We start from the raw sequence: 21545 nt of genomic DNA on the forward strand, positions 1-21545 counted from the left end.
CGACTGGGCCTTCCATTGCCACAAGAGCCACCACACGATGAACGCGATGGGCCACAACGTGCCGACCATGATCGGTGTGGATCACCGCGGGGTTGCCAAGCAGATCACGCAGCTGATCCCCGACTACATGGTGATGGCCGAACGCGGCATGAAGGACATGACCGAGATGGAAATGCCGCTACCCGACAACACGGCGGCCATGATGACCGGCACCGGGCCTTTCGGCTCGGTTGGCATGGGTGGCATGTTCAGCGTCGTCAAGGTGCGCAAGGACCAGAAGCGCGGCGACTACAGCGACCCTGGTTGGTACAAACATCCGCCGGGCACGGTCGCCTACGAATTCACGGGCGCAGTGCCCGACCCGGCGCGCTTCAAGGCCGACGCCAGCCCCGGGCCCGGCTCCATGCAACCGATGGCCAAACCCGCCCAGGACGTTGAGGTCAAGGTGCGCAAGCCTGCCGGCGGCCACTCGGGCCATTGAAGCGCCGCGGGACCCGCACCGCGCGCACCTCCAGCACCCCTGTTGATCGTCACACCCCCAAGGAGATCCCCCATGAAGGAGCCCACCCCAAGACCGATTCCCCGCCGTACCGCCGTCACGCACTTGGCGGCAACGGCTGGCGCCGTGACGATGCCCTGGCTGGCCGCACCCGCGCTGGCCCACACCGACAAGCCGCATGCCAAGGCGGGGCCTGTGCGCAAGGAGCAGAAAGACTGGGGCATCGCCGGCGAGGCCAAGAACGCCAAACGCAGCATCGAGGTCGGTATGGCCGACACCATGCGATTCACGCCCGACAGGATCGAGGTGCGGCAAGGCGAGACAGTGAAGTTTGTTGCGCGCAATACCGGCAAGGTGATGCACGAGTTCGTCATCGGCACGAAGGCCGAGAACGGCAAGCACGCCGAGATGATGGTGAAGTTTCCGACCATGGAACACGACGAGCCGTACATGGCGCACGTACCGCCCGGCAAGACCGGCGAGATCGTCTGGACCTTCAACCGTGCCGGCGAGTTCGAGTTTGCGTGCCTGATCGCCGGTCACTACCAAGCCGGCATGGTGGGCACGATCGTGGTGGCGACGCGATGAAACGGCGGCGCCGCCTGATGCTCGCCGCCACCTCGGCGGCCTTCCTGCAACTGCTGTCCCCGGTGGCCGCGGCGCAGGGCCGCGGGCCGCTGGTGACGGTGTGGAAGAGCCCGACCTGCGGCTGCTGCAAGGACTGGGTGCGGCATCTCGAGGCCCATGGCTTCGAGGTTCGCACGCACGACATCGGCAACACCGATGCACGGGCGCGCCTGGGCATGCCAGTGGCCTACGGTTCCTGCCACACCGCCCAGGTGGGCGCCTACGCGATCGAGGGGCATGTGCCGGCCCGCGAGATCAAGCGGCTGCTGAAGGAACGCCCCGACGCCGTCGGGCTGGCGGTGCCGGCGATGCCGCGCGGCTCGCCGGGCATGGACGGCCCCGAGTACGGCGGTCACCAGGACCCCTACGACGTGCTGCTCGTCCGCAAGGACGGCCGCGTCACCCCTTACCAATCCTATCGATGAAGGAGTTTTCATGAAGACCCAACTGCACACCCTGATCGCCGCCATCGCCTTCGCCACCGTGTCGGTGGCTTCGCTGCCGGCTCTGGCCGCGAACGACCACGGCACGCATGTCGCGCAAGCGGCTGGCGCGGCCACCGACATGACCGACGGCGAGATCCGCAAGGTCGACAAGGAGAACGGCAAGCTGACGATCAAGCATGCCGAGATCAAGAACCTGAACATGCCCGGCATGACGATGGTCTTCCAGGTCAAGGACAAGGCGATGCTCGACAAGGTTCAGGCCGGCGACAAGGTGAAGTTCAAGGCGGCCAGCGAGGCGGGCAAGTTCACCGTGACCGAGCTCGAGGCGGTGAAGTGACCGGTCGTCACATCCAGGCCAACCTCGGGCGCGGCTGAGTGGAGGCGTCGTGGCCCACGAACTCCATGCTGTCGCCGGCCAATCGCACGAGACGCTGACAACGCTGCTGGTCGGCGGCGGCGTGGGCGCGGCACTGCTGATCGGCTTCGTGGCCTACCTCGTGTGGCGCGATCGCCGTCGCCCGCGGCACGGCAGCCCGAAGCCGGGCAGGAAGAACCGGCTGCGCATCCCGCGCGCCGGGCGAGCGCCGTGAGGCCGGTGCGGCGCTCGATGTCGGTGCGTCCGATGTGGGCCAAGCTTTCGCCATGGGCTTGAACCGCGCGCTTCGCCGCGTCGATCGTTGGCGGCATGGTGACGGCGCCGCTGCTGTCGATGTTCGTGGTGCTGGCGGTGTACCGGCTGATGCGCGGTCGGCGCAGCAACCCATCGAGACAGAGCCCGCGCAACAGCGGAGACCCAGTCCAGTGAAGATCGGGATGCTTCCCGATCTCCAACTGCATGAATCAGCGCCGGAGATCGACGTCGGCGACCAATCTCGCCATGGTGAGACGCTCGCGAAGCGTCTCGACGGACCGAGCCTGCCAGAGAATCCGATGCCCCCAGATGCCGGTCGTTCCAATCAACTCCATGGCGCGCAGGCCGCCGGTCGATCCGTCGACGATCGCGTTGGATACCTGGTCATTCCATGCGGCGGACAGCGTATGGAACCCCGGACCCAACTTGAGCCGAACTAGAGAGGCGGGCACGGTAGCCGCCACGGCTCGATCATCAGCCATCACTTCGATCACCCGGTGCGTGTCGCCCAGCGACAAACGCAAGACGTACACCGTCAGAGCCCCTGGGTCAGCAAGGAGCTGCCGGGCTTCTGCTTCAGCGGCCGCCGATGGGACCGCGCCCGGCGTGCACGTCTGTCTGCTGCGTGTCCTGCGACCCGACGGATAACAGTAACTCCCATCCTTTCGCACCGGAGTTGGCCCGAGCGAGGTACATCCCGCCAGCGCCAGCAGGGCAGCCGCCCCACCACCGACCGTAAGCATTCGCCGAGTGTCCACATCAGTTCTCCTCGTCGCCAAGCACTAGGGCCGAATCGGCAACACGTAAGGACGGGAAGAGCCTGCTACCCGACATGCAAGGATGGCCGTCGATCCGCACGCCGGGGGCTATGTGTCGGGCTTTGTCAGCCGCCGCGATTCCACGGGTTCGGCGCCACGTAGATCGTCAACGGCTTGGTCGGGAAGCCTGCCGGGGCGATCTTGGTGATGTCGACCGGGCGGTGTTCCAGGCCGTTGAATCGCCAGGTGAAGCTGCGTCCCTCGTTCGTAAAGGTGACGACGCTGTCGTAGTCGACGTTCATCGTGGCACGGGATCCCACGGCCACCTGGCGCGCGTAGGCGGTTGCCGCCGTCGGCGTGCCGTAGAAGGACTCGCCGTTCATGAACGTGTCGGCGTTGGCGGAGAAGGCTGCGGCGGCGAGGGCGGCGAGCAGGGCGGCGCGAAGGGTCGAAGTCGTATTCATGGAAACCTCCAGATCATCAGGATGACCGGCAGCGCTTGGGCGGTACCGTTGACGCATCGGTTGCGTCATGAGACCAAATCTAGAAGTCGGCCTGGGTCAATCGATGAACAGCGGCATGACGAATCTGCAATGAAGCTTGAGCCATTGACGCGGCGAGCCGTGGCCGCCGGGAGCCCGATGCCGGGGCAGCTCCAATGGGCAAAGATGACCGATCTGTAACGATTCGGACAGAGATCTGTGGAAGGCGTCTGACTAGATTCATGGCGCTCGTCAGCATTTCAAGTGCTGCTGCGGGCCTGCCGGGTTCGGGTTCCCGCTCGGCACGTGGCAGTTCACATAGACAAGAGGTGATTCGATGATCAGGATTTTTCGCAGTGCGGCCGCTATGTCGGCGCTGGTTCTGGCAACGTCGGTCGCGGTCGCGGCTGGAGGCCACGGGGGCAGCCCCGTCGGCGAGCCCGGTAAGGCCACGCAGGCGACCCGCACCGTCGAGGTCGACATGACCGACAACATGCGCTTCACGCCGGCCGAGATCTCGGTGCAGCAAGGTGAGACCGTGCGCTTCGTCGTGAAGAACTCCGGCGCGGTCAAGCACGAACTGGTGCTGGGCACGCCCGAGGCGCTGAAGGAGCACTACGCGATGATGGTGAAGATGCCTGGCATGGAACACGCCGACGACAACATGGTCAGCGTGGCGCCCGGCAAGACCGGCGAGGTTGTGTGGCGCTTCACAAAGGTCGGCAAGGTGGACTTCGCCTGCTTGCAGCCCGGGCACTACGACGCCGGAATGAAGGGGCTCGTCAAGGTGGCGCAGAAGCCCGGCGCCCCCAAGACCGACGGTCACGGCAGCCACAAGCATTGAGTGACGATCGTCACGGCATGGCGGTGGCGTCCGGCACTTGTCGGTGCCCGGTGCCCACCGCACAATCTGCCTCATATCCACACGGAGCTATCGAAATGAAGAACTTCAAACCTCTCCTCGTCACCCTTGCGTTCGCCGCTTCGGCGCCATTCGCGATCAGCGCGTACGCCCAGGCGATGGATCACAGCAAGATGGGCGGCATGAACATGCCTGGCACGAAGATGGACGCCATGCCCTCCTCGATGACCGAAGGCGAAGTGCGCAAGATCGACAAGGAAACCAAGAAGATCACCCTGAAGCACGGCGACATCAAGAACCTGGACATGCCCGGCATGACCATGGTCTTCCAGGTCAAGGACGCGGCGCTGCTGGACAAGGTCAAGGCGGGAGACAAGGTGAAATTCACCGCCGAGAAGGCCGACGGCGCGATCGTCGTCACCGCGATCGAAGCCGCCAAGTAAACGGGCAGGATGAGGCACGACCCGATGGACACACCCAAGCGCCGAACCCTGCAAACCCTGGCCGGCCTGGGTGCGTTGGCTGTCCTGCCACGCGCGTGGGCGCAGGTCCGGGCGGTCGAACTGCGCGACACCCCGGTGTCGCGGGCCTACGACCTGACCGTGGCCGACACGGCGCTCAACATCACCGGCAAGCCCGCGATGGGTATCACCATCAACGGCACGATGCCGGGCCCGCTGCTGCGTTTTCGCGAAGGCGACGAGGTGGTGATCCGCGTCACCAACAAGCTGCGCGAGATCACCGGCATCCACTGGCACGGCCTGCTCGTGCCCAACGACCAGGACGGTGTGCCCGGTGTCACCTACCCCGGCATCCGCCCCGGCGAGACCTTCACCTACCGCTTCAAGCTGCGGCAGTCCGGAACCTATTGGTATCACAGCCACGCCGCGCTGCAGGAAGCTGCGGGGTACTTCGCGCCGCTCATCGTCGAGCCCGCCAAGCCCGACCCCTTCCAGTACGACCGCGACTACGTCGTCGTCATCTCCGACTGGATCGACACGCCACCATCACAGGTGCTGGCCAACCTCAAGAAGGTGGACGGCTACTACAACTACCGCCGGGTGACCACGCCGCAGTTCTTCGCCCAGCTGCGCAGTGCACCCGACGCCAAGGCGCGCGATGCGCTGTGGGCCGAGCGCATGGAGTGGGCCAAGATGCGCATGGACCCCACCGACTACAGCGACGGCGGCGACGAATGGTCGTTCCTGCTGCAGGGCAAACGACCCGGCGAGAACTGGACCGGGCTGTTCAAGCCGGGCGAGCGCGTACGGCTGCGGTTCATCAACGCCTCGCCGATGAACCTGTACGACGTGCGCATTCCGGGCTTGCCGATGACGGTGGTGCAGGCCGACGGTCAAAACGTCAACCCGGTGGAGGTCGACGAGTTCCGCATTGGCAACGGCGAGACCTACGACGTGATCGTGCAGCCCAGTGAAGCCAAGGCGTACACCATCTTCGTGCCGACCATCGCGCGCATCGGCTACGCGCGCGGCACGCTCGCTCCCGAAGTCGGCATGAGCGCGCCGGTGCCCGAGTTGGGGCCCAAGCCCGTGCGCACCATGGCCGACATGGGCATGGCCGGCATGGACATGGGTGGCGGCGGCATGGCGGGCATGGACATGGGCCAGGCGCCGGCGGGTGCGGGCCACGCCGGCATGGCGATGCCAGCGCCAGCCAAGACTGCTACCCCGGACGCCGGCATGTCGGGCATGACGGGCATGCCAGCGAAGCCGACCGATCCGCATGCCGGCATGGCGATGCCCGCGCCGGCCAAGCCCGCCGATCCGCACGCCGGCATGCCCGGCATGGGTGGTACGGCCGACATGCCCGGCATGGGCGCCGCGGCACCGAAGGTCGAGCCCGGCGCCGACGGCCTGCGCCGGCTGAAGTACGCGCACCTGCGCGCTGCAACCCGCAATGCCGACGACCGCGCGCCCGAGAAGGAGTTGCTGGTGCGGCTGACCGGCGACATGGCGCGCTACTTCTGGACCATGAATGGCCAGAAGATGTCTCAGGCCGCGCCGTTCGAGATGGGACTGGGCCAGCGCGTGCGCATCAAGTTCGTCAACGAGACCATGATGGAACACCCGATGCATCTGCACGGCGTATTCATGGAGTTGGTCAACGGCAACGGCATCTACGCGCCGCGCAAGCACACCATCATCGTGCCACCGGCGCAGACCGTCGAGCTCGACGCCACCTACGAGGACGAAGGCATGTGGGCCTTCCACTGTCACCTCTTCTACCACGCCGCCACCGGGATGATGCGCCTGGTCAAGGTGGCTTGAGGATCACGCCGATGCAGAAGAACATGAGTGCGGCGTTGCGCCGCGCGGGCGGCGCACTGCTGGCCGCCATCGCCCTGGGGGCGCAAGCGATGGAGGACGAGTCAATCTACTCCTATACGCGGGTCGAAGCCGGCGCCGGCAAGGTACGCGGACAATCCGGCTCGGCCCAGTCGCTGGCCATCGACGGCTGGGTCGGCGGTGACTTCAACCGCCTGTGGTACCAGCTCGATGCCGAGCGGCGTGGCGGGCGCACCGAGGCGGCCGAACTGCAGTTGCTCTATGGACGATACATCGCGCCGTTCTGGGACGCGCAGATCGGGCTGCGGCGCGACGAACGGCCCGACGGGCGCGATTACTTGGCGCTCGGCGTGCGCGGGCTCGCGCCCTATGCCTTCGATGTCGACCTGAAGCTGTTCGTGCGCGACGACGGCAAGGTCTTCGCTCGAACGCGCTTCGAGAACGACTTTCTGCTCACCAATCGCTTCGTCGTCACGCCTTCGGTGGGTCTTGAGTGGTCGGCTTCCGACATCGACACGACGGTTCGTCGCGGCGCCTACCAGGCCGATCTCGGCGTGCAGGCGCGTTACGAGTTCAACCGGCGCGTCGCGCCATATCTGAGCCTGTCGCGCACGTTCTATCCGCGCGCGCAGCCGGGCGGGGAGACCGCCGCGACGCAGTGGCGCGCGGGGCTGCGGGTACTCTTCTGAGCTGGCTTGGATCAGAGGCCGAAGCCTTTCCGCGAAGCCGCGTGGGTCGGGTCGAAGGACTCGGGCCTTCGTCCCTGACGGCATGGCGTCCTTAAGTCTTGCCTAAAGGTGGACAACGACCATTGGGAGATGACGTGACGGCCCCGTCGCGCCGGAGAACCCTGTGACAACGCCACCCAGTCCTGCTTCTTTCGACCTGCTCAGGGCCGAGTCCTTCATACGCGGCGAGTCCACGCTCGCCGTCCTGAGCGATGCCCCGTTCGATGCGGTCGCCGCGCGCCTGCAAGGCAGCTTGGCCGCGAATGGGTTGACGGTTCTTCATGTGCACGAGTTCGACCGCATGCTCGGGGCCAAGGGGTTCGCACTAGGCATGCGCTGCCGTGTCTACGAGGTGTGCGATCCGCACCTCGCGGCCCACCTGCTTGCGCTCGATCCCGGCCTGGCCCATGTGCTGCCGTGTCGCATCGCGATGCACGACCACGGTGGCGTCGTCACGGTCACGACACCCCGGCCGGTGGTGCTGATGGCGGAGTTCTCGCATGCGGCGTCGGTGGCGCGTCTTGCTCGCAGTTTCGAGGCCGGTTTGCAGCGCGTGCTCAAGGGGGTGCAGCCATGAACGCGGCGAACCACGGTGACCGCGACGTGGAGGATCGCCGCGAGTTGCGCGAATCGCTTCATGACATCCGCAACCACCTCAATGCGATCCTCGGGTTGGTGAGCATGATCCTGCTGCAGTCGCGCGACGAGTCCGTGGTCCGGTACCGGCCGATGGTGGAAGAACAGTCCGAGCAACTGCGCCACCTGATGGCGAACATGGAGATGCCCGCCAAACCGGGCAGCACCACGCCGCGTCCCACGACCCCACCGGTCGATGCGCCACGCTTCGTCCCGGCCCTCGTCGATCTGTACGCGCCCTACGCCGCCGAGTACGGCATGCGGCTCAAGTTTCGCGTCGAGCCCGGCATGCAGCGCTTGGCTGTCGATGGGCGGGCGCTGCATCGCCTGCTGAGTAATCTGCTCGTCAACGCGATCAAGCACTCGGAGGCCTCGCTCGTGGTCCTGCGTGCCGCACCGCTCGATCCGGCTCGACCGCTGGCGGGCGCGCGCTTCACCGTGGTGGACGACGGCGTCGGCATCGAGGCGCCGGTTCGGCAGGTCATCGGCCGGGTGCTCTCCGGCGAGCAAGCGATCGCGGGCGAGTACGACCGATCGGGCCTGGGCATCGTGGCGCGGTTGGCTCGGCAACTCGGTGCCTCGGTCGAGATCGACAGCCTGCTCGACGACGGAACGACGGTCACGGTGGCCGTGCCCTCGCTGCGGATCGAACCGCTGCAACGCGCCGCCTGAAATCGCGGGCCGATTAAGAACCGGCTAAGTGTCCGCCCCGACATTGGATGCGTGTCCAACTTCTTTGCTCCAGGAGCATCCATGACCACCACCCGTTCGATGACCCCCACCCGACTCGTGCTCGCTCTCGTGGCAGCTGGCCTGCTCGGCGGCGCCGGGGCCAGCTTCGTGGCCGGCTCACGCGCCCATGCTGCAGCGCCGATCGCGCTGACGGCCCCTGCGGCCGCCAGCACCGCGGCGGCGCCGGATTTCGCCCAGATCGCCGAGCGCTACGGTCCGGCCGTCGTCAACATCAGCGTCAGCGGCACGCGCAAGGCATCGGCCGACGAAGGCGACGAAGCGGCCGCCACGCAGCAGCGCGGCTTGCCGGGCATGGATCCGAGTGACCCGTTCTTCGAGTTCTTCAAGCGGTTCCAGGGTCCGAACGGTTTCGGTGCAGGGCCTGGCCAGCGCGAGATGCCGGTGCGCGGCCAGGGCTCGGGCTTCATCGTCAGCGCCGACGGCACGATCCTGACCAACGCCCACGTCGTGCGCGACGCCAAGGACGTGACGGTCAAGCTCACCGACCGCCGCGAGTTCCAGGCCAAGGTGCTGGGCAGTGACCCGAAGACTGACGTCGCCGTGCTCAAGATCGACGCGAAGAACCTGCCCACCGTGCCGCTGGGCAACGCGCGCGAGCTCAAGGTTGGTGAATGGGTGCTGGCCATCGGCTCGCCGTTCGGCTTCGAGAACAGCGTCACCGCCGGCGTCGTCAGCGCCAAGGGCCGTTCGCTGCCCGAGGACAGCTTCGTGCCGTTCATCCAGACCGACGTGGCGGTGAATCCGGGCAACTCCGGCGGCCCGCTGTTCAACGCGCGCGGCGAGGTCGTCGGCATCAACTCGCAGATCTTCAGCCGCACCGGCGGCTACCAGGGCCTGTCGTTCGCGATCCCGATCGAGCTGGCGAGCCGCATCAAGGACCAGATCGTCGCCACCGGCAAGGCCAGCCATGCGCGGCTGGGCGTGGCGGTGCAAGAGGTGAACCAGACCCTGGCGGATTCCTTCAAGCTCGACAAGCCCGAAGGCGCGCTGGTCTCGAACGTCGACGCTGGCGGCCCCGCAGACAAGGCGGGTTTGAAGACCGGCGACGTGATCCGCAAGGTCAACGGCCAGCCGATCATCGCCTCGGGTGACCTGCCGGCGCTGATCGGTCAGTCGACGCCGGGAGAGAAGGTCACGCTCGAGGTGTGGCGCCAGGGCAAGCGCGAGGAACTCAGCGCCAGGCTCGGCGACGCGAGCGACAAGAAAGCGCAGGTGGCCAAGGCTGACTCTGAACTGGGCAAGGGCAAGCTGGGCCTTGCGCTGCGCCAGTTGCAGCCTCAGGAGAAGCGCGACGCTGGTGTGGACGGCGGCCTGGTGGTCGAGAACGCCGCCGGGCCGGCAGCACTGGCCGGCGTGCAACCGGGCGACCTGCTGATGGGCATCGACGGCAAGCCGGTGCAGAGCATCGAGCAGGTGCGCGAGGTGATGGCGAAGTCGGGCAAGTCGGTGGCGTTGCTGATCCAGCGCGACGGCAACAAGATCTTCGTGCCCGTGCGCATCGGCTGAGCGTGGGGATGCACGGGCCCGACTCGGCGTCGCCGCTTGCGGGTCGGGCCGGGGGCGGCCCGACTTCTCTAGCGCCCGCGGGCGGGCGGAGCGATCCACCGTCCAGCGGGCTGTCGGCCCACATCCTGCCGACATCGGCCACGATGATCGGCGTGTGCTTGACGGCCTTGTACATCAGCCTGCTCGGGCCGGCAGGTACCAGCCGCGTGATGGTGGACAAACTGCTCGCCGTCGACGCGCTGGTGTTTCTGGTGAGCGCCACGCTGTCGCTCGTCTCGATGCGCTCGGGTCGAAAAGGCCGGCGCTTCGAGGCGCGCGCCGAGGCAATCTTCCTTGCCGGCCTGGGGATCCTCGCGCTGGTGGCCATGGTCCTGGCGTTCGCGGTGGATTGACACTGCATGAACACGATCTCCGCTGCTGCTACTTCGCGCGCACCGGGTTTGCGTTCGGCGCTGGCCGACGCATGGGCGCTGGCGGCACCGTTCTGGCGCGCGGCAGGGCAGTGGCGGGCCTGGTTGCAGCTGACCGGGGTGATCGCGTTGACGCTTTTCGCGGTATGGCTGAACGTGCGCTTCAGCGACTGGAACAACGCCTTCTACAACACGCTGCAGAACCACGACCTCGGCGCGTTCTGGCACCAGCTGGGGGTGTTCGGCCTGCTGGCCGGTGTGTTCATCGTCGTGGCCGTCTATCGCCAGTACCTGCAACAGCTGCTGTTCATGCGCTGGCGCACCTGGCTCACCGAATGGTTGCAGCAAGGCTGGCTGCGTCCTGGCGCGGCCTACCGGCTTGGCGCAGGCGGCCTGCACCGCATCGACAACCCGGACCAGCGCATCGCCGAAGACGCGCGCGGCTTCGTGTCCTCCACGCTCGACCTCGGGCTCGGGGTGTTGAACGCCAGCGTCACGCTGCTGTCGTTCGCCGGCATCCTGTGGCGCCTGTCCGGCGACCTGCCGCTGCCGTTCTCGGATGGCATGGTGATGTACGGCTACATGCTGTGGGTGGCGATCGGCTACTCGCTGCTGGGTAGTTGGCTGGCCCACCGGCTGGGCCGGCCCCTGGTGGCCCTGAACGGCGAGCAACAGCGCGTCGAGGCCGACTTCCGCTACGCGCTGGTGCAAGTGCGCGAGCACGCCGAAGCGATCGCGCTGGCGCGAGGTGAGGACCGCGAGGGGGGGCGGCTGCGCGACCGATTCGGCGCCGTGCGTGCCAACTGGACCGCGCTGATCCGCACGACCAAGCGCCTGACCTGGTTCTCGGCCGGTTACGGGCAGATCGCCAACGTGTTCCCGATCCTGGCGGCGGCGCCGCGCTACTTCAGCGGCGCCATCCAGCTGGGCGGACTGATGCAGACGGCGCAGGCCTTCGGCCAGGTGCAGGGTGCGCTGAGCTGGTTCATCGACGCCTACCCGAGGCTCGCGGAGTGGCGCGCGACCGTCCGCCGGCTGGCGGCCTTCGTGGCGGCATGCGACGCCGTCGATGTGCGCGTCGCTGCGCCGGGCCCGGTGCGCGTCCAGGCGCTCGATGCCGAGCTTCGCTGGGGGCCGCTGGTACTGGCGAACGCGGAGGGTGCCGTCGTCACGCAAGTACCGCCGGCGCGCATCGATCGCGGCGAGCGCGTGTTGATCACCGGGCCGTCCGGCGCGGGCAAGAGCACGCTGGTGCGCGCCATCGCGGGCCTGGCGCTGGGCGGCGCGGGTCACATCGCATTGCCGGCCAACACCAGCATCATGTTCGTGCCGCAACGGCCCTACCTGCCGGACGGCAGCTTGCTCGAGGCGCTGGCGTATCCGCGCGCGCCCTCCGAGTTCGAACCGGCGGACATCGCTGCCGCGGTGCAGAGGGCAGGGCTGACGAGGTATGGCCATCGCCTCGGTGAGGCAGCGCGATGGGCGTCGTTGCTGTCCCCGGGCGAGCAGCAGCGTGTGCACTTCGCGCGCGTGCTGCTGCATCGCCCGGGCTGGGTGCTGTTCGACGAGTCGAGTTCGGCGCTCGACGAAGCCGGCGAACGCGAGCTGTACCTTGCCGTTCGGGAGCACTGCCCGGCGACGACCGTGCTGAGCGTCGGACATCGCAGCAGCCTCAAGCCGCTGCATGATCGCGAGTGGTCGCTGCGCGATGGTGACGTTCGGGCGCCGCGTCTCGCGGCTTTGCCCGCAGCCGCTACAGCGTGATCAGCATCGCCGCGACAGTGGCGGCCATGGCGCCCGTGGCGGTCCATCCTAGCCAGCGCAGACGGCGTCCGATGACGTGTTCACCCATCGTGTCGCGGCGGCCGGCGAGCATCATCATCACCGCCATGATCGGCACCGCAATCACGCCGTTGACGACTGCAGACCAGAACAACTCCTTGACCGGGTCGGTGGGCGTGAAGCAGAGGACCACGCCGCCGACGGTGGCCACCGCGATCACGCCGTAGAAGCCGCGGCCTTCACCCTGATCCAGGCGCAGCGCGAGGCTGCCTCGCCAGCCCGCCGCCTCGGCCACCGCATAGGCCGCGGAACCCGCGAGGACCGGTACGGCCAACAGGCCCGTGCCGATGATGCCCAGGCTGAACAGCAGGAACGTGAAGTCACCGGCGATCGGCCGCAGGGCCTCGGCGGCCTGAGCCGAAGTCTGTATGTCGCGCAGGCCCGCGCTGTGCAGCGTGACGGCTGTGCTCAGGATGATGAAGAAGGCGATCAGGTTGGAGAAGGTCATGCCCGCGATGGTGTCGATCTTGATGCGGCGCAGGTGGCCACGCACCTCGGCCGCCTCGCGCCGCGATGGTTCTTCGACGCGCACCCCCTCCATCTCCTGGGCGGCCTGCCAGAAGAACAGATAAGGGCTGATCGTCGTGCCGAAGACCGCCACCACCGTGAGCAGCACCTCGTGTGCGTGGTCGAGCCGCGGCCAGACCACGGCGAGCAGCACCTTGGGCCAGTCGATGCGCAGCGAGAACACCACCGCCACGTAGGCCAGCAGTGCGAGCGTGAGCCACTTCAGCCATCGCACGTAGGTCTCATAGGGCAGGAAGACCTGCAGCACGAGACACAGCAGGCCGAAGCCCACGGCATAGACATGCGCCGAGCCGCCGACCAGCAGGCGCAGGGCCTCGGCCATGGCCGCGATGTCGGCCGCGATGTTCAGCGTGTTCGCCGCGAGCAGCAGGCCCACCACGGACAGCAGCACCCAGCGAGGGAAGCGTTCCTTGACGTTGGCCGCCAGTCCGCGCCCCGTGACGAAGCCGATGCGCGCGCTGACGATCTGGATCGCCGCCATCAGCGGCAGCGTGAACACGACGGTCCACAGCATCGCGTAGCCGAATTGCGCGCCAGCCTGGGAGTAGGTGGCGATGCCGCTCGGGTCGTCGTCGGCGGCACCGGTGATCAGGCCAGGCCCCAGCAGCTTCAGCGAGCGCCGCAGTGAGGGCGGGGACAGCTTGCGAACGGGCTTCATCGGATCGCGTCGCGGCACGTCCGCGACGGAACTGTCCGGCCCCAGCGAAGTCCATCCGCAGTCGCAGAGCAGGAGACAGCCGTATGTCCGACGAGTTCGATGACGATACCGGCGATGCGTGGACTGCGGCGGCCGACCACACGGTGCCTCAGCCGCGATCGCCTCATGCGGCGGGGCAGACCGCCGCGCCGCGCTTGGTGGCGCGCCTGTACGCCAGCGCCGATCAAGGCTTGCGTGCCCGAATGTTGAACTGCTTGACGCGCCCGCTGGGCCCTTTGGGCCTGGTGGCGGTGGCGTCGGGTGCGTTCGCAAGCTTCCTTGCACGCGCCGCGACGCCGGGTACGACGGTGGCGATAGAAGACGCCGCGCGGTTCACTCGTGAACAGGTCTTCGAACTTGCGCGCTTTGCGGAGCAGGTCAACCCCGACGTGCTGCAGCAACTCGCCGGCTTGTTCAACGACAGTCCGCTCGGCTTGGCAGGTGTCAGCGCCGCCGCGTTGGCCCTGCTGGCGCGGACCTTCCAGCGGACGCAAGAGCTCTCGATCGCCCGACCGTCGGAGTCGCCCGCTGGGGCCGACCCAGGAAACGACCGTCTTCGCCACGAAAAGACTGGACGCTGACGCGCCTCGCCCCACGCGATTCGCCTACTTGCTCGGGTAGGCAAGATCGGCGCGGCGGTTCTGCGACCAACTCGATTCGTCGTGGCCGGTGGCCTTGGGCTTCTCCTCCCCGTAGCTGACGGCCTCCATCTGCGTGTCTTTCACCCCGAAAAGCTTGAGGGCGCGCAGCACCGCCTCGGCCCGACGTTGGCCGAGGGCGAGGTTGTACTCCGCGCTGCCCCGCTCGTCGGTGTTGCCTTCGATGCGGATCGCCACGGCCGGGTGCTCGGCCAGGAACTTGCCGTGCCGCTCGATCAGTGGCGTGTACTCGGACGTCACCGCATAGTCGTCGTAGCTGAAGTAGACGCTGCGTTCGCGCGACAACGGACTTTGCGGGTCGAGGTAGGCCGGCAGCGCCGAGCCGGCTACGCCACCGGCGGTGGTTGGCTTTGGAGCGGCCACCGGCGTTGCCGGCGCGGAAGGCTTTGCGGGGACGCTGGTCGGTGCCGCCGATGCGGCAGCAGCAGACGCCGCAGGCGGCGTGCTGCTGCAAGCGGCGAGGAATACGGGTAGCGCCGTGGCGGCCAACAGGGCGTGGCGAAGGTTCATCGGTGGTCTCTCCTGGGAATGAACGCGCCACGATCCGGTCAGACGGGATCGCAACGGCGTTCGGAAGGGCATCGGCCTCAGGCTACCTGCGGGCGACTTAAGGCTGGGTTAAGCCGCCGGACCATAGCCTCAACGACTGCCAATAGGGTCGTCTGCGTGAAGCGTTCGACTTGGTTCAGCCAGGAACTGTAGGTGAGGATGAAGTGCATGCGCCATCGCGGCCTAGCCGCCAGCCATGCCTTGATCTTGGGGTGGTTGTACGTGGCGTAGTTGTCGGCGATGCAATGAACGTCAAGCTCGGCGGACACCGCCTTGTCGATCTCGCGCAGGAAGGCCAGGAACTCCTGATGCCGGTGCCGCGGCTTGCAGGTGGCGAGCACTGCACCGTTGAGCACGTTGAGCGGCGCGAACAGCGTGGTCTTGCCGTGGCGCTTGTAGTCGTGCGTGACGCCTTTCCGGCCATGCAACATGACGAGCCGTACATGGCGTAGGTACCGCCCGGCAAGATCGGCGAGATCGTCTTGACCTTCAACCGCGCAGGCGAGTTCGAGTTTGCCTGCCTGATCGCCGGCCACTACCAGGCGGGGATGGTGAGCACGATCACGGTCGCACAGGCTGGCAAGTCATGAAGCGCCGTAGCGCACTGGCTGCGTTGTTCAGCTCCGCCGGGCTGCTTGCTCATCTGTACGGCCTTGAGCTTGAAGGCCACGCCGTATCGATTGATCTTCTGTGGCCCAGGCATTCCCATCGATCACTCCTTCATTAGGTCGGAGTGTCAACGAAACCGATACAAGCTGCCCGTGGCAGCCGGCGCCGTCGATCAGGTGGCCCGGCGACGCGCTCGACCCGGCTGGAGTCCGACGGTCCTGCCGAGCGGGTGATGCGCCGGGGCCGCCTTCGTGACGCTCTCGTGGGCGAGCGTGTCGATGATCGGACAGTCGGGCCGGTCGTCACCGTGGCAGCCGTGCACGAGATGCTCGAGCGTCGCTTTCATCGACTGCAATTCCTTCAACTTCTCGTCGAGTTCCTCGATGTGCGCCTGCGCCAGCGCACGCACCTGCCGGCTCGGCCGCCTGCGGTCCTGCCACAGGCCGAGCAGCTCGCGAATCTGTTCGATGGAGAAGCCCAGGTCGCGCGACTGGCGGATGAAGCGCAGCGTGCTGACTTCCTTGTCGGCGTACTGCCGGTAGCCCGACTCGGTGCGAACGGCTTCCGGAAACAGGCCGACGCTCTCGTAGTGGCGAATCATCTTCGCCGACACGCCCGAAGCTTTGGCGGCTTCGCCAATGTTCATGCTCATCGCAATTCTCCCAGGGCTGCCACAGTTCGAGGCTGCTGATTCGTCGGCTCCCCCGCGCGCCTGTCGGCGACGCCGCGCCAGCGTCGCAAGGTCAGCGCATTCAGCACCACGCTGACGCTGCTGAAGGCCATCGCGGCACCGGCGATGACCGGGTTCAGCAAACCCAGAGCCGCCAACGGAATGCCGAGCACGTTGTAGCCGAAGGCCCAGAACAGGCCTTGCTTGATCTTCGAGTAGGTGCGACGCGAGATGTCCAGCGAGTCGGCCACCAGGCGCGGGTCGCCGCGCATCAGGGTGATGCCGGCGGTCTCGGTCGCCACGTCGGCACCGCCGGCCATCGCGTAGGACACCGACGCAGCGGCGAGCGCTGGTCCGTCGTTGAGGCCATCACCGACAAAGGCCACCACCTCGCCGGCGTCGCGCAGTTCCTTGACGATCGCCGCCTTGTCGCCGGGCAGCACCTCGGCGCGCACATCGGCGATGCCCAGTTCCTTCGCGACGGCATCGGCCGCGCCGCGGTTGTCTCCGGTCAGCATCACGATGCGGATGCCGAGTTGATGCAGACGTGACACCGCCTCCGTCGCAGCCGGCTTGACCGTGTCGCCGAAGGCCAGCAGGCCGAGCAAACGCTGCTGACCGGCATCGGACCGAACCAGCCACGACACGGTCCTGCCCTGCCGCTCCAGCCGTTGCGCTTCGGCGTGCAAGCCGCCTTCTTGGAGACCCAGCTCGCGCAGCAGGCGCGTGCTGCCCAGGGCCAGCGTCTGCCCGCGCACGACGCCTTGCACCCCGCGCCCCGGCAGGGCCTGGGCCTCGTGCGCCTCGGGCACAGGCAGGCGCTCATGGCGAACCTGGTCCATGACGGCTACGGCCAGAGGATGGCTGCTCGCCTTCTGCAGCGCAGCGGCCAGCCGCAACACATCATCCCGGGTCGAACCCACTGCTGCCACCACGGCGGCGAGCGATGGCTTGCCTTCGGTAAGCGTGCCGGTCTTGTCGAAAGCGACCACGGTGACGGCGTGCGCGACTTCCAGTGCTTCGGCGTCCTTGATGAGGATGCCGTGGCGCGCAGCGACACCCGTGCCGGCCATGATGGCCGTCGGCGTGGCCAGACCCAGCGCACACGGGCAGGCGATGACCAGCACAGCCACGGCGTTGATGAGCGCCTGCTCCCAATCACCCGTGAAGCCGAACCATCCCAGGAAGGTGGCCAGCGCGATGACCAGCACCACCGGCACGAACACCGCACTGACGCGGTCGACGATGCGCTGGATCGGCGCTTTCGCGGCCTGCGCCGACTCGACCATGCGGATGATTCGGGCCAGCGTCGTCTCGGCGCCGATGGCCGTCGTGCGCACGGTCAGAGCGCCTTCGGCGTTGATGGCGCCGCCGGTCACCTTGTCGCCAACGCCCTTGGCCACCGGCAGGCTTTCGCCGGTGATGAGCGATTCGTCGATATGGCTGCGGCCTTCGAGGATCTCGCCGTCGACGGCCACGCGGTCGCCGGGGCGCACGACGATCAGATCACCGACCACGACTTGCTCCACGGGCACGTCGAGCTCGACATCACCACGGCGCACGCGGGCCGTGGTCGGCCGCAGCGCGTTCAGCGCCCGGATGGCATCGGCCGTCTGCCGCTTGGCGCGCTGCTCAAGCCACTTGCCGAGCAGCACCAGCGTGATGACGGCCGCGGAGGCCTCGAAGTAGAGGTGCGGCATGCCATGCGCCGCATGTTTGAAGAGCAGGTAGACCGAGAGCCCGTAGGCCGCCGAAGTGCCCAAGGCCACCAGCAGGTCCATGTTGCCGGTCTTGGCGAGCACGGCCTTCCAGCCCGCGCGGTAGAAGCGCCAGCCGAGCCAGAACTGCACTGGGGTTGCGAGGGCCAGTTGGAGCCAGCCGTCCAGCATCCAGTCGATGCCGAAGAGCTGCAGCAGCATCGGCAGGACCAGCGGCAGCGTCAACGCGCCGCTCACGGCCACGGGCCACCAAGCCGGGAGGCGAGCCGCCGGCTTCGGCTTCGCGTCCTGAACGTCACTCGCGCTGTAGCCGGCCTTCTCGATCGTGGCTTTCAGCACTGCGACTGGAACGGTCGACAGCGCCTGGATGCTCGCCTTCTCGGTGGCGAGATTCACCGTGGCGCCGGATACGCCGGGGACCTTTCGCAGCGCGTTCTCGACGCGAGACACGCACGAGGCGCAGGTCATGCCTTCAACCAGCAGCGTGATGTCGGTCGTCGCCACGTCGTAGCCGGCCTTGCGCACGGCAGCGGCCAGCGTGTCGCCTGTCACTGCAGGGTCGGCGCTCACGACGGCTTGTTCGGTCGCCAGGTTGATGCTGGCTTGCCTGACGCCGGGAACAGCCTTGAGCGACTTCTCGACGCGCATCACGCAGGAGGCGCAGGTCATTCCGGTGACCTGCAGCTTGATGTCGGGCAGTGCGGCGGTGTTCATGGATGCCTCGGGAAGTGGTTCGATCCTGGGCATCGTCAAGGTTCTAACGATGGCAAGGTCAACACACACCGTCGATTCTGCCTGCTGGCAGTGTGGATTCCCGGAGTGGATGCTTGACCTTCCAACAGTAGGAGAGTGAACAGTCGTTTGCATCAACAACCCACTCGAGTACACAAATGATTGCCTTCGAAGTCAACGACATGACCTGCGGCCACTGCGTCAGCACCATCACCAAGGCGCTGAAGGCTACCGACAAGGAGGCCAAGATTCAGATCGATCTGGCCACGCACCGGGTGCAGGTGGAGCCGGTCTCGGCCGATGCCGAGGAACTGGCGGAAGCCATCAAGGATGCTGGCTACACGCCGGTGCTGGTCGAGGCTCCTGCCAGTGCGGCGGCGCCGCAGAAGCGTGGGTCGTGCTGCGGGCACTGCCAGTAATGGCGGGCGAAGGGTTCGCGATGTCCCCGTTGAGGACGTCGCGGCTCATTGAGCAATGCGTCGCGGCTGCGCAGGGCGAGGGCGTGAGCACAGGTGTCGATTTCGTGCCGCCGCCCTAGAATGATGCGACAGAGCAGCATGCAATGACTTTTCGGCAAGCCACGATCTCCGCCTGCGCCCAAGGGCGCAGCGCGGCGTCGTCGCGCTCGAGTTGGAGTGCCATTCGATGACGCGCGGCTTCCTGCGAGGACTGGCGCGCGGCCTGATCGGCATGTTGCTGCTCTCGCAGTTGGCGGTGGCCGCCTACGCCTGCCCGGGGCTGGCCGCCAAGGCTCCCGACACCGCCACGGCGTCTGCCGCCGCGACCATGGACGCGCAGATGCCCGGTTGCGACGACATGGCCGGGGCGATGGACCCGGAGTCGTCCAATCTCTGCGCCGAGCACTGCAAGCAAGGCAACCAAAGCGACCAGGCGTCCACGCTGACCGTGCCCGTGGCGCTGCTCACGGCGTTGTACACGACGACGCCGGCGCTCCCCGGCAAGGCGCCGCCGCGCCCCGCGGCGACCACGCTGAGTGCACTGGTTGCGGCTTCACCGCCGCACGCCATCCTGCACTGCGTCTACCGAATCTGATCCTCCCGACGACGCTGCGCTGACGACCCTTCGCGGGTCGGTTCGGCGCACCGGTCGCGCCCGTCCGCGTCTGCGAGCCTCGCCCGCGCGAGGCCGAACGGGCCCGGCACGAAGCCTTGATTCGTTGTCTGGAGAGTTCCATGTTCACTGTTTCTTCACGACGCGCGCCGCGCTGGTCGTGGTTGCCTCGCCTCCGTGTGGCCGGGTCGGTGTTGGCACTGCTGATCAGCGCTGCAAGCCTTGGCGCTCAGGCCCAGCCGACGCTGAGCCTCGAGCAGGCCCTGAGCCTGGCGCAGGACCGTTCGCGCCAGCTCTCGGCCCAGGAGTTCGCGGCGGCGGCGGCGCGCGAGATGTCCGCCGCCGCCGGCCAACTGCCCGATCCGACCCTGAAGGCGGGCGTCAACAACCTGCCTGTCGACGGGGCCGACCGGTTCAGCCTGACGCGCGACTTCATGACCATGCGCTCGATCGCCGTGATGCAGGAGCTGACGCGCGACGACAAGCGCAAGGCGCGTTCGGCGCGCTTCGACCGCGAAGCGGAACTGGCCGAGGCGGGCCGGTCCGCTGCGCTGGCCGATCTGCGGCGCGACACCGCGATGGCCTGGCTGGACACGCACTTCCAGCAGCGCATGCGCGACCTGCTGCGGGACCAGCGTGCCGAAGCGGCGCTGCAGATCGAGGCCGCCGACGCCGCCTACCGCGGTGGGCGAGGCACGCAGGCCGAAGTGTTCGCGGCCCGCTCCGCCGTGGCACAGATCGACAACCGGCTGCGCGAGATCGAGGTTCAACTCGCCAGCGCCCGCACGCGGCTCGCACGCTGGGTCGGTGCGGCCGCTGAACAGGACCTGGCCGCGCCGCCGTCGCTCGACGCCGCGCCGCTCGACGCGGCCGGCCTCGAAGCCCGGCTCGACCATCATCCGCAGATCGCGGTGCTTGCCCGCCAGGAAGCTGCGGCGCGTGCCGATGTGGACATCGCGAGCAGCGCCAAGCGCCCGGACTGGAGCGTGGAGCTGATGTTCAGCCAGCGCGGTTCGGCGTACTCGAACATGGTGTCGTTCAACGTCTCGGTTCCGCTGCAGTGGGACCAGAAGAACCGTCAGGACCGCGAAGTCACCGCGCGGCTGGCGCTGGCCGAGCAGCTGCGGGCGCAGCGCGAGGAAGCCACGCGCGAGCATGCCGCCGAGACACGCATCTGGCTGCTGCAGTGGCGGTCCGGCCGCGAGCGGCTGGCCCAGTACGACAGTGCCCTCATCCCGCTGGCGACCGAGCGCACGCGCGCTGCGCTGGCCGCGTACCGCGGTGGCAGCAGCCCGCTCGCCGCGGTGCTTGAAGCGCGCCGCATGGAGATCGACACGCGCATGGAGCGCCTGCGCCTGGAGATGGACGCCGCCGGCCTGTGGGCGCGGCTCCAGTACCTCATTCCGCCCGAGCAACCACCTGTACCAACGAACAGCGCGACGAACGGCGTGGCGAACGGCACCTCGGCATCCAAGGAGTCCCAGCGATGAACACCAAACCCCTGTTGATCGCCCTCGGCGGCGTGGTCGCGGCCAGTGTGTTCGGCGCGGCCGGCTATGCGCTCTACGCGATGGGCATGAACCGCGGCATGGGCATGGCCGCTGCGCCGGTCGCTGGCAGTGCCAGCGCTGCGGATGCCGCCCCGCTGCAAGCCCTTCCGCAAGGCATCGCCGAAGGCGAGGACGCAACGCGCCGCCACATCAAGGCGGGCCTCAAGGCCGGCGAAGTGGACCCGGCCACCGGCAAGAAGATCCTCTACTACCACGACCCCATGGTGCCGGGGAACAAGTTCGACAAGCCGGCCAAGTCGCCCTTCATGGACATGA

At 67.5% G+C, this 21545-nt stretch carries 24 protein-coding genes and 4 pseudogenes; 20 read left to right on the forward strand and 8 right to left on the reverse strand.

The window, feature by feature from the left end; all coding sequences use genetic code 11:
• The 5 genes and pseudogenes from QZV97_RS16160 to QZV97_RS16180 form a co-directional block, all read left to right on the forward strand.
• A pseudogene (locus QZV97_RS16160) lies at window positions 1-481 on the forward strand (copper oxidase); the annotation flags it as partial.
• Window positions 482-553: 72 nt separating this feature from the next.
• Window positions 554-1087: a cupredoxin family protein gene (locus QZV97_RS16165; protein WP_295644719.1), complete on the forward strand. Its 534-nt coding sequence runs from the start codon at window positions 554-556 to the stop codon at window positions 1085-1087.
• Window positions 1088-1104: 17 nt separating this feature from the next.
• Window positions 1105-1551 (forward strand): DUF411 domain-containing protein, encoded by a 447-nt coding sequence (locus QZV97_RS16170; protein ID WP_295644722.1) that lies wholly within the window; start codon window positions 1105-1107, stop codon window positions 1549-1551.
• Window positions 1552-1561: 10 nt separating this feature from the next.
• Window positions 1562-1909 (forward strand): copper-binding protein, encoded by a 348-nt coding sequence (locus tag QZV97_RS16175; protein ID WP_295644725.1) that lies wholly within the window; start codon window positions 1562-1564, stop codon window positions 1907-1909.
• Window positions 1910-1958: 49 nt separating this feature from the next.
• Window positions 1959-2162: a hypothetical protein gene (locus QZV97_RS16180; RefSeq protein WP_295644728.1), complete on the forward strand. Its 204-nt coding sequence runs from the start codon at window positions 1959-1961 to the stop codon at window positions 2160-2162.
• A 250-nt stretch (window positions 2163-2412) separates the two neighbouring features.
• Here QZV97_RS16180 and QZV97_RS16185 read toward each other — a convergent pair whose 3' ends face one another.
• Together QZV97_RS16185 and QZV97_RS16190 are read right to left on the reverse strand one after the other, a co-directional pair.
• Window positions 2413-2727: a hypothetical protein gene (locus tag QZV97_RS16185; protein WP_295644731.1), complete on the reverse strand. Its 315-nt coding sequence runs from the start codon at window positions 2725-2727 to the stop codon at window positions 2413-2415.
• Window positions 2728-3086: 359 nt separating this feature from the next.
• Window positions 3087-3494, reverse strand: a complete 408-nt coding sequence (locus QZV97_RS16190) for a CzcE family metal-binding protein (protein ID WP_295644734.1) — start codon at window positions 3492-3494, stop codon at window positions 3087-3089.
• Window positions 3495-3810: 316 nt separating this feature from the next.
• Here QZV97_RS16190 and QZV97_RS16195 point away from each other — a divergent pair, with 316 nt between their 5' ends.
• The 9 genes from QZV97_RS16195 to QZV97_RS16235 all read left to right on the forward strand — a co-directional run bounded on the left by QZV97_RS16195 (window position 3811) and on the right by QZV97_RS16235 (window position 12408).
• The gene (locus tag QZV97_RS16195; protein ID WP_295644737.1) at window positions 3811-4287 is read left to right on the forward strand and encodes a cupredoxin family protein; all 477 of its coding nucleotides are present in this window, start codon (window positions 3811-3813) and stop codon (window positions 4285-4287) included.
• A gap of 95 nt (window positions 4288-4382) precedes the next feature.
• On the forward strand, window positions 4383-4748 hold the full coding sequence (locus tag QZV97_RS16200; RefSeq protein ID WP_295644740.1) for a copper-binding protein: 366 nt from the start codon (window positions 4383-4385) through the stop codon (window positions 4746-4748).
• Between the two features lie 24 nt (window positions 4749-4772).
• A complete protein-coding gene (locus tag QZV97_RS16205; protein WP_295644743.1) occupies window positions 4773-6593 on the forward strand; it encodes a copper resistance system multicopper oxidase in 1821 nt (606 codons plus the stop codon).
• 11 nt (window positions 6594-6604) lie between these two features.
• Complete coding sequence (locus QZV97_RS16210) at window positions 6605-7300, forward strand: copper resistance protein B (RefSeq protein ID WP_295644746.1); 696 nt, start codon at window positions 6605-6607, stop codon at window positions 7298-7300.
• Window positions 7301-7463: 163 nt separating this feature from the next.
• The gene (locus QZV97_RS16215; RefSeq protein WP_295644749.1) at window positions 7464-7916 is read left to right on the forward strand and encodes a DUF302 domain-containing protein; all 453 of its coding nucleotides are present in this window, start codon (window positions 7464-7466) and stop codon (window positions 7914-7916) included.
• Window positions 7913-8647, forward strand: coding sequence for a HAMP domain-containing sensor histidine kinase (locus QZV97_RS16220; protein ID WP_295644752.1), 735 nt, complete (start codon window positions 7913-7915; stop codon window positions 8645-8647). The genes QZV97_RS16215 and QZV97_RS16220 overlap by 4 nt, the downstream gene beginning before the upstream one ends.
• An 81-nt stretch (window positions 8648-8728) precedes the next feature.
• Window positions 8729-10234, forward strand: a complete 1506-nt coding sequence (locus QZV97_RS16225) for a DegQ family serine endoprotease (protein WP_295644755.1) — start codon at window positions 8729-8731, stop codon at window positions 10232-10234.
• 167 nt (window positions 10235-10401) lie between these two features.
• A complete protein-coding gene (locus QZV97_RS16230) occupies window positions 10402-10626 on the forward strand; it encodes a hypothetical protein (RefSeq protein ID WP_295644758.1) in 225 nt (74 codons plus the stop codon).
• 6 nt (window positions 10627-10632) lie between these two features.
• The gene (locus tag QZV97_RS16235; protein ID WP_295644761.1) at window positions 10633-12408 is read left to right on the forward strand and encodes an ABC transporter ATP-binding protein/permease; all 1776 of its coding nucleotides are present in this window, start codon (window positions 10633-10635) and stop codon (window positions 12406-12408) included.
• Here QZV97_RS16235 and QZV97_RS16240 read toward each other — a convergent pair.
• Window positions 12398-13672, reverse strand: a complete 1275-nt coding sequence (locus QZV97_RS16240; protein ID WP_295644764.1) for an Nramp family divalent metal transporter — start codon at window positions 13670-13672, stop codon at window positions 12398-12400. The genes QZV97_RS16235 and QZV97_RS16240 overlap by 11 nt on opposite strands.
• Window positions 13673-13755: 83 nt before the next feature.
• On the opposite strand from QZV97_RS16240, the gene QZV97_RS16245 reads away from it, so the two are divergent.
• Window positions 13756-14292 (forward strand): hypothetical protein, encoded by a 537-nt coding sequence (locus QZV97_RS16245; protein WP_295644767.1) that lies wholly within the window; start codon window positions 13756-13758, stop codon window positions 14290-14292.
• Between the two features lie 24 nt (window positions 14293-14316).
• Here QZV97_RS16245 and pal read toward each other — a convergent pair whose 3' ends face one another.
• Together pal and QZV97_RS16255 are read right to left on the reverse strand one after the other, a co-directional pair.
• Complete coding sequence (gene pal / locus QZV97_RS16250) at window positions 14317-14880, reverse strand: peptidoglycan-associated lipoprotein Pal (RefSeq protein ID WP_295644770.1); 564 nt, start codon at window positions 14878-14880, stop codon at window positions 14317-14319.
• 158 nt (window positions 14881-15038) lie between these two features.
• Window positions 15039-15335, reverse strand: a pseudogene (locus QZV97_RS16255) (transposase); the annotation flags it as partial.
• On the opposite strand from QZV97_RS16255, the pseudogene QZV97_RS16260 reads away from it, so the two are divergent.
• Window positions 15333-15509: pseudogene (locus tag QZV97_RS16260) on the forward strand (plastocyanin); the annotation flags it as partial. The pseudogenes QZV97_RS16255 and QZV97_RS16260 overlap by 3 nt on opposite strands.
• On the opposite strand, the gene QZV97_RS16265 reads toward QZV97_RS16260, so the two are convergent.
• The 3 genes from QZV97_RS16265 to QZV97_RS16275 all read right to left on the reverse strand — a co-directional run bounded on the left by QZV97_RS16265 (window position 15455) and on the right by QZV97_RS16275 (window position 18630).
• A complete protein-coding gene (locus QZV97_RS16265; RefSeq protein ID WP_295644786.1) occupies window positions 15455-15628 on the reverse strand; it encodes a hypothetical protein in 174 nt (57 codons plus the stop codon). The pseudogene QZV97_RS16260 and the gene QZV97_RS16265 sit on opposite strands and share 55 nt — an antisense overlap.
• A gap of 72 nt (window positions 15629-15700) precedes the next feature.
• Entirely contained in the window at window positions 15701-16174 is a 474-nt protein-coding gene (gene cueR / locus QZV97_RS16270; RefSeq protein WP_295644781.1) for a Cu(I)-responsive transcriptional regulator, read from the reverse strand.
• Window positions 16175-16176: 2 nt separating this feature from the next.
• Window positions 16177-18630, reverse strand: coding sequence for a heavy metal translocating P-type ATPase (locus tag QZV97_RS16275; RefSeq protein WP_295644784.1), 2454 nt, complete (start codon window positions 18628-18630; stop codon window positions 16177-16179).
• A gap of 176 nt (window positions 18631-18806) precedes the next feature.
• On the opposite strand from QZV97_RS16275, the gene QZV97_RS16280 reads away from it, so the two are divergent.
• The 4 genes and pseudogenes from QZV97_RS16280 to QZV97_RS16295 form a co-directional block, all read left to right on the forward strand.
• Window positions 18807-19067, forward strand: coding sequence for a heavy-metal-associated domain-containing protein (locus QZV97_RS16280; protein ID WP_295644774.1), 261 nt, complete (start codon window positions 18807-18809; stop codon window positions 19065-19067).
• A 226-nt stretch (window positions 19068-19293) separates the two neighbouring features.
• Window positions 19294-19701, forward strand: coding sequence for a hypothetical protein (locus tag QZV97_RS16285; protein ID WP_295644775.1), 408 nt, complete (start codon window positions 19294-19296; stop codon window positions 19699-19701).
• 140 nt (window positions 19702-19841) lie between these two features.
• Window positions 19842-21209 (forward strand): TolC family protein, encoded by a 1368-nt coding sequence (locus QZV97_RS16290; RefSeq protein WP_295644778.1) that lies wholly within the window; start codon window positions 19842-19844, stop codon window positions 21207-21209.
• Window positions 21206-21545: pseudogene (locus QZV97_RS16295) on the forward strand (efflux RND transporter periplasmic adaptor subunit); the annotation flags it as partial. The gene QZV97_RS16290 and the pseudogene QZV97_RS16295, both read left to right, overlap by 4 nt.

The organism is uncultured Methylibium sp. (assembly GCF_902826655.1).
Classification (GTDB): domain Bacteria; phylum Pseudomonadota; class Gammaproteobacteria; order Burkholderiales; family Burkholderiaceae_C; genus Methylibium.

What these genes read in the sequence shown, in the direction of transcription:
- QZV97_RS16165 (WP_295644719.1), top strand. Translation starts at nt 554, where the DNA reads ATGAAGGAGCCCACCCCAAGACCGATTCCCCGCCGTACCGCCGTCACG.
- QZV97_RS16170 (WP_295644722.1), top strand. Translation starts at nt 1,105, where the DNA reads ATGCTCGCCGCCACCTCGGCGGCCTTCCTGCAACTGCTGTCCCCGGTG.
- QZV97_RS16175 (WP_295644725.1), top strand. Translation starts at nt 1,562, where the DNA reads ATGAAGACCCAACTGCACACCCTGATCGCCGCCATCGCCTTCGCCACC.
- QZV97_RS16190 (WP_295644734.1), bottom strand. Translation starts at nt 3,494, where the DNA reads ATGACGCAACCGATGCGTCAACGGTACCGCCCAAGCGCTGCCGGTCAT.
- QZV97_RS16195 (WP_295644737.1), top strand. Translation starts at nt 3,811, where the DNA reads ATGTCGGCGCTGGTTCTGGCAACGTCGGTCGCGGTCGCGGCTGGAGGC.
- QZV97_RS16200 (WP_295644740.1), top strand. Translation starts at nt 4,383, where the DNA reads ATGAAGAACTTCAAACCTCTCCTCGTCACCCTTGCGTTCGCCGCTTCG.
- QZV97_RS16205 (WP_295644743.1), top strand. Translation starts at nt 4,773, where the DNA reads ATGGACACACCCAAGCGCCGAACCCTGCAAACCCTGGCCGGCCTGGGT.
- QZV97_RS16210 (WP_295644746.1), top strand. Translation starts at nt 6,605, where the DNA reads ATGCAGAAGAACATGAGTGCGGCGTTGCGCCGCGCGGGCGGCGCACTG.
- QZV97_RS16220 (WP_295644752.1), top strand. Translation starts at nt 7,913, where the DNA reads ATGAACGCGGCGAACCACGGTGACCGCGACGTGGAGGATCGCCGCGAG.
- QZV97_RS16225 (WP_295644755.1), top strand. Translation starts at nt 8,729, where the DNA reads ATGACCACCACCCGTTCGATGACCCCCACCCGACTCGTGCTCGCTCTC.
- QZV97_RS16235 (WP_295644761.1), top strand. Translation starts at nt 10,633, where the DNA reads ATGAACACGATCTCCGCTGCTGCTACTTCGCGCGCACCGGGTTTGCGT.
- QZV97_RS16240 (WP_295644764.1), bottom strand. Translation starts at nt 13,672, where the DNA reads ATGAAGCCCGTTCGCAAGCTGTCCCCGCCCTCACTGCGGCGCTCGCTG.
- QZV97_RS16245 (WP_295644767.1), top strand. Translation starts at nt 13,756, where the DNA reads ATGTCCGACGAGTTCGATGACGATACCGGCGATGCGTGGACTGCGGCG.
- pal (WP_295644770.1), bottom strand. Translation starts at nt 14,880, where the DNA reads ATGAACCTTCGCCACGCCCTGTTGGCCGCCACGGCGCTACCCGTATTC.
- QZV97_RS16265 (WP_295644786.1), bottom strand. Translation starts at nt 15,628, where the DNA reads ATGGGAATGCCTGGGCCACAGAAGATCAATCGATACGGCGTGGCCTTC.
- cueR (WP_295644781.1), bottom strand. Translation starts at nt 16,174, where the DNA reads ATGAACATTGGCGAAGCCGCCAAAGCTTCGGGCGTGTCGGCGAAGATG.
- QZV97_RS16275 (WP_295644784.1), bottom strand. Translation starts at nt 18,630, where the DNA reads ATGAACACCGCCGCACTGCCCGACATCAAGCTGCAGGTCACCGGAATG.
- QZV97_RS16280 (WP_295644774.1), top strand. Translation starts at nt 18,807, where the DNA reads ATGATTGCCTTCGAAGTCAACGACATGACCTGCGGCCACTGCGTCAGC.
- QZV97_RS16285 (WP_295644775.1), top strand. Translation starts at nt 19,294, where the DNA reads ATGACGCGCGGCTTCCTGCGAGGACTGGCGCGCGGCCTGATCGGCATG.
- QZV97_RS16290 (WP_295644778.1), top strand. Translation starts at nt 19,842, where the DNA reads ATGTTCACTGTTTCTTCACGACGCGCGCCGCGCTGGTCGTGGTTGCCT.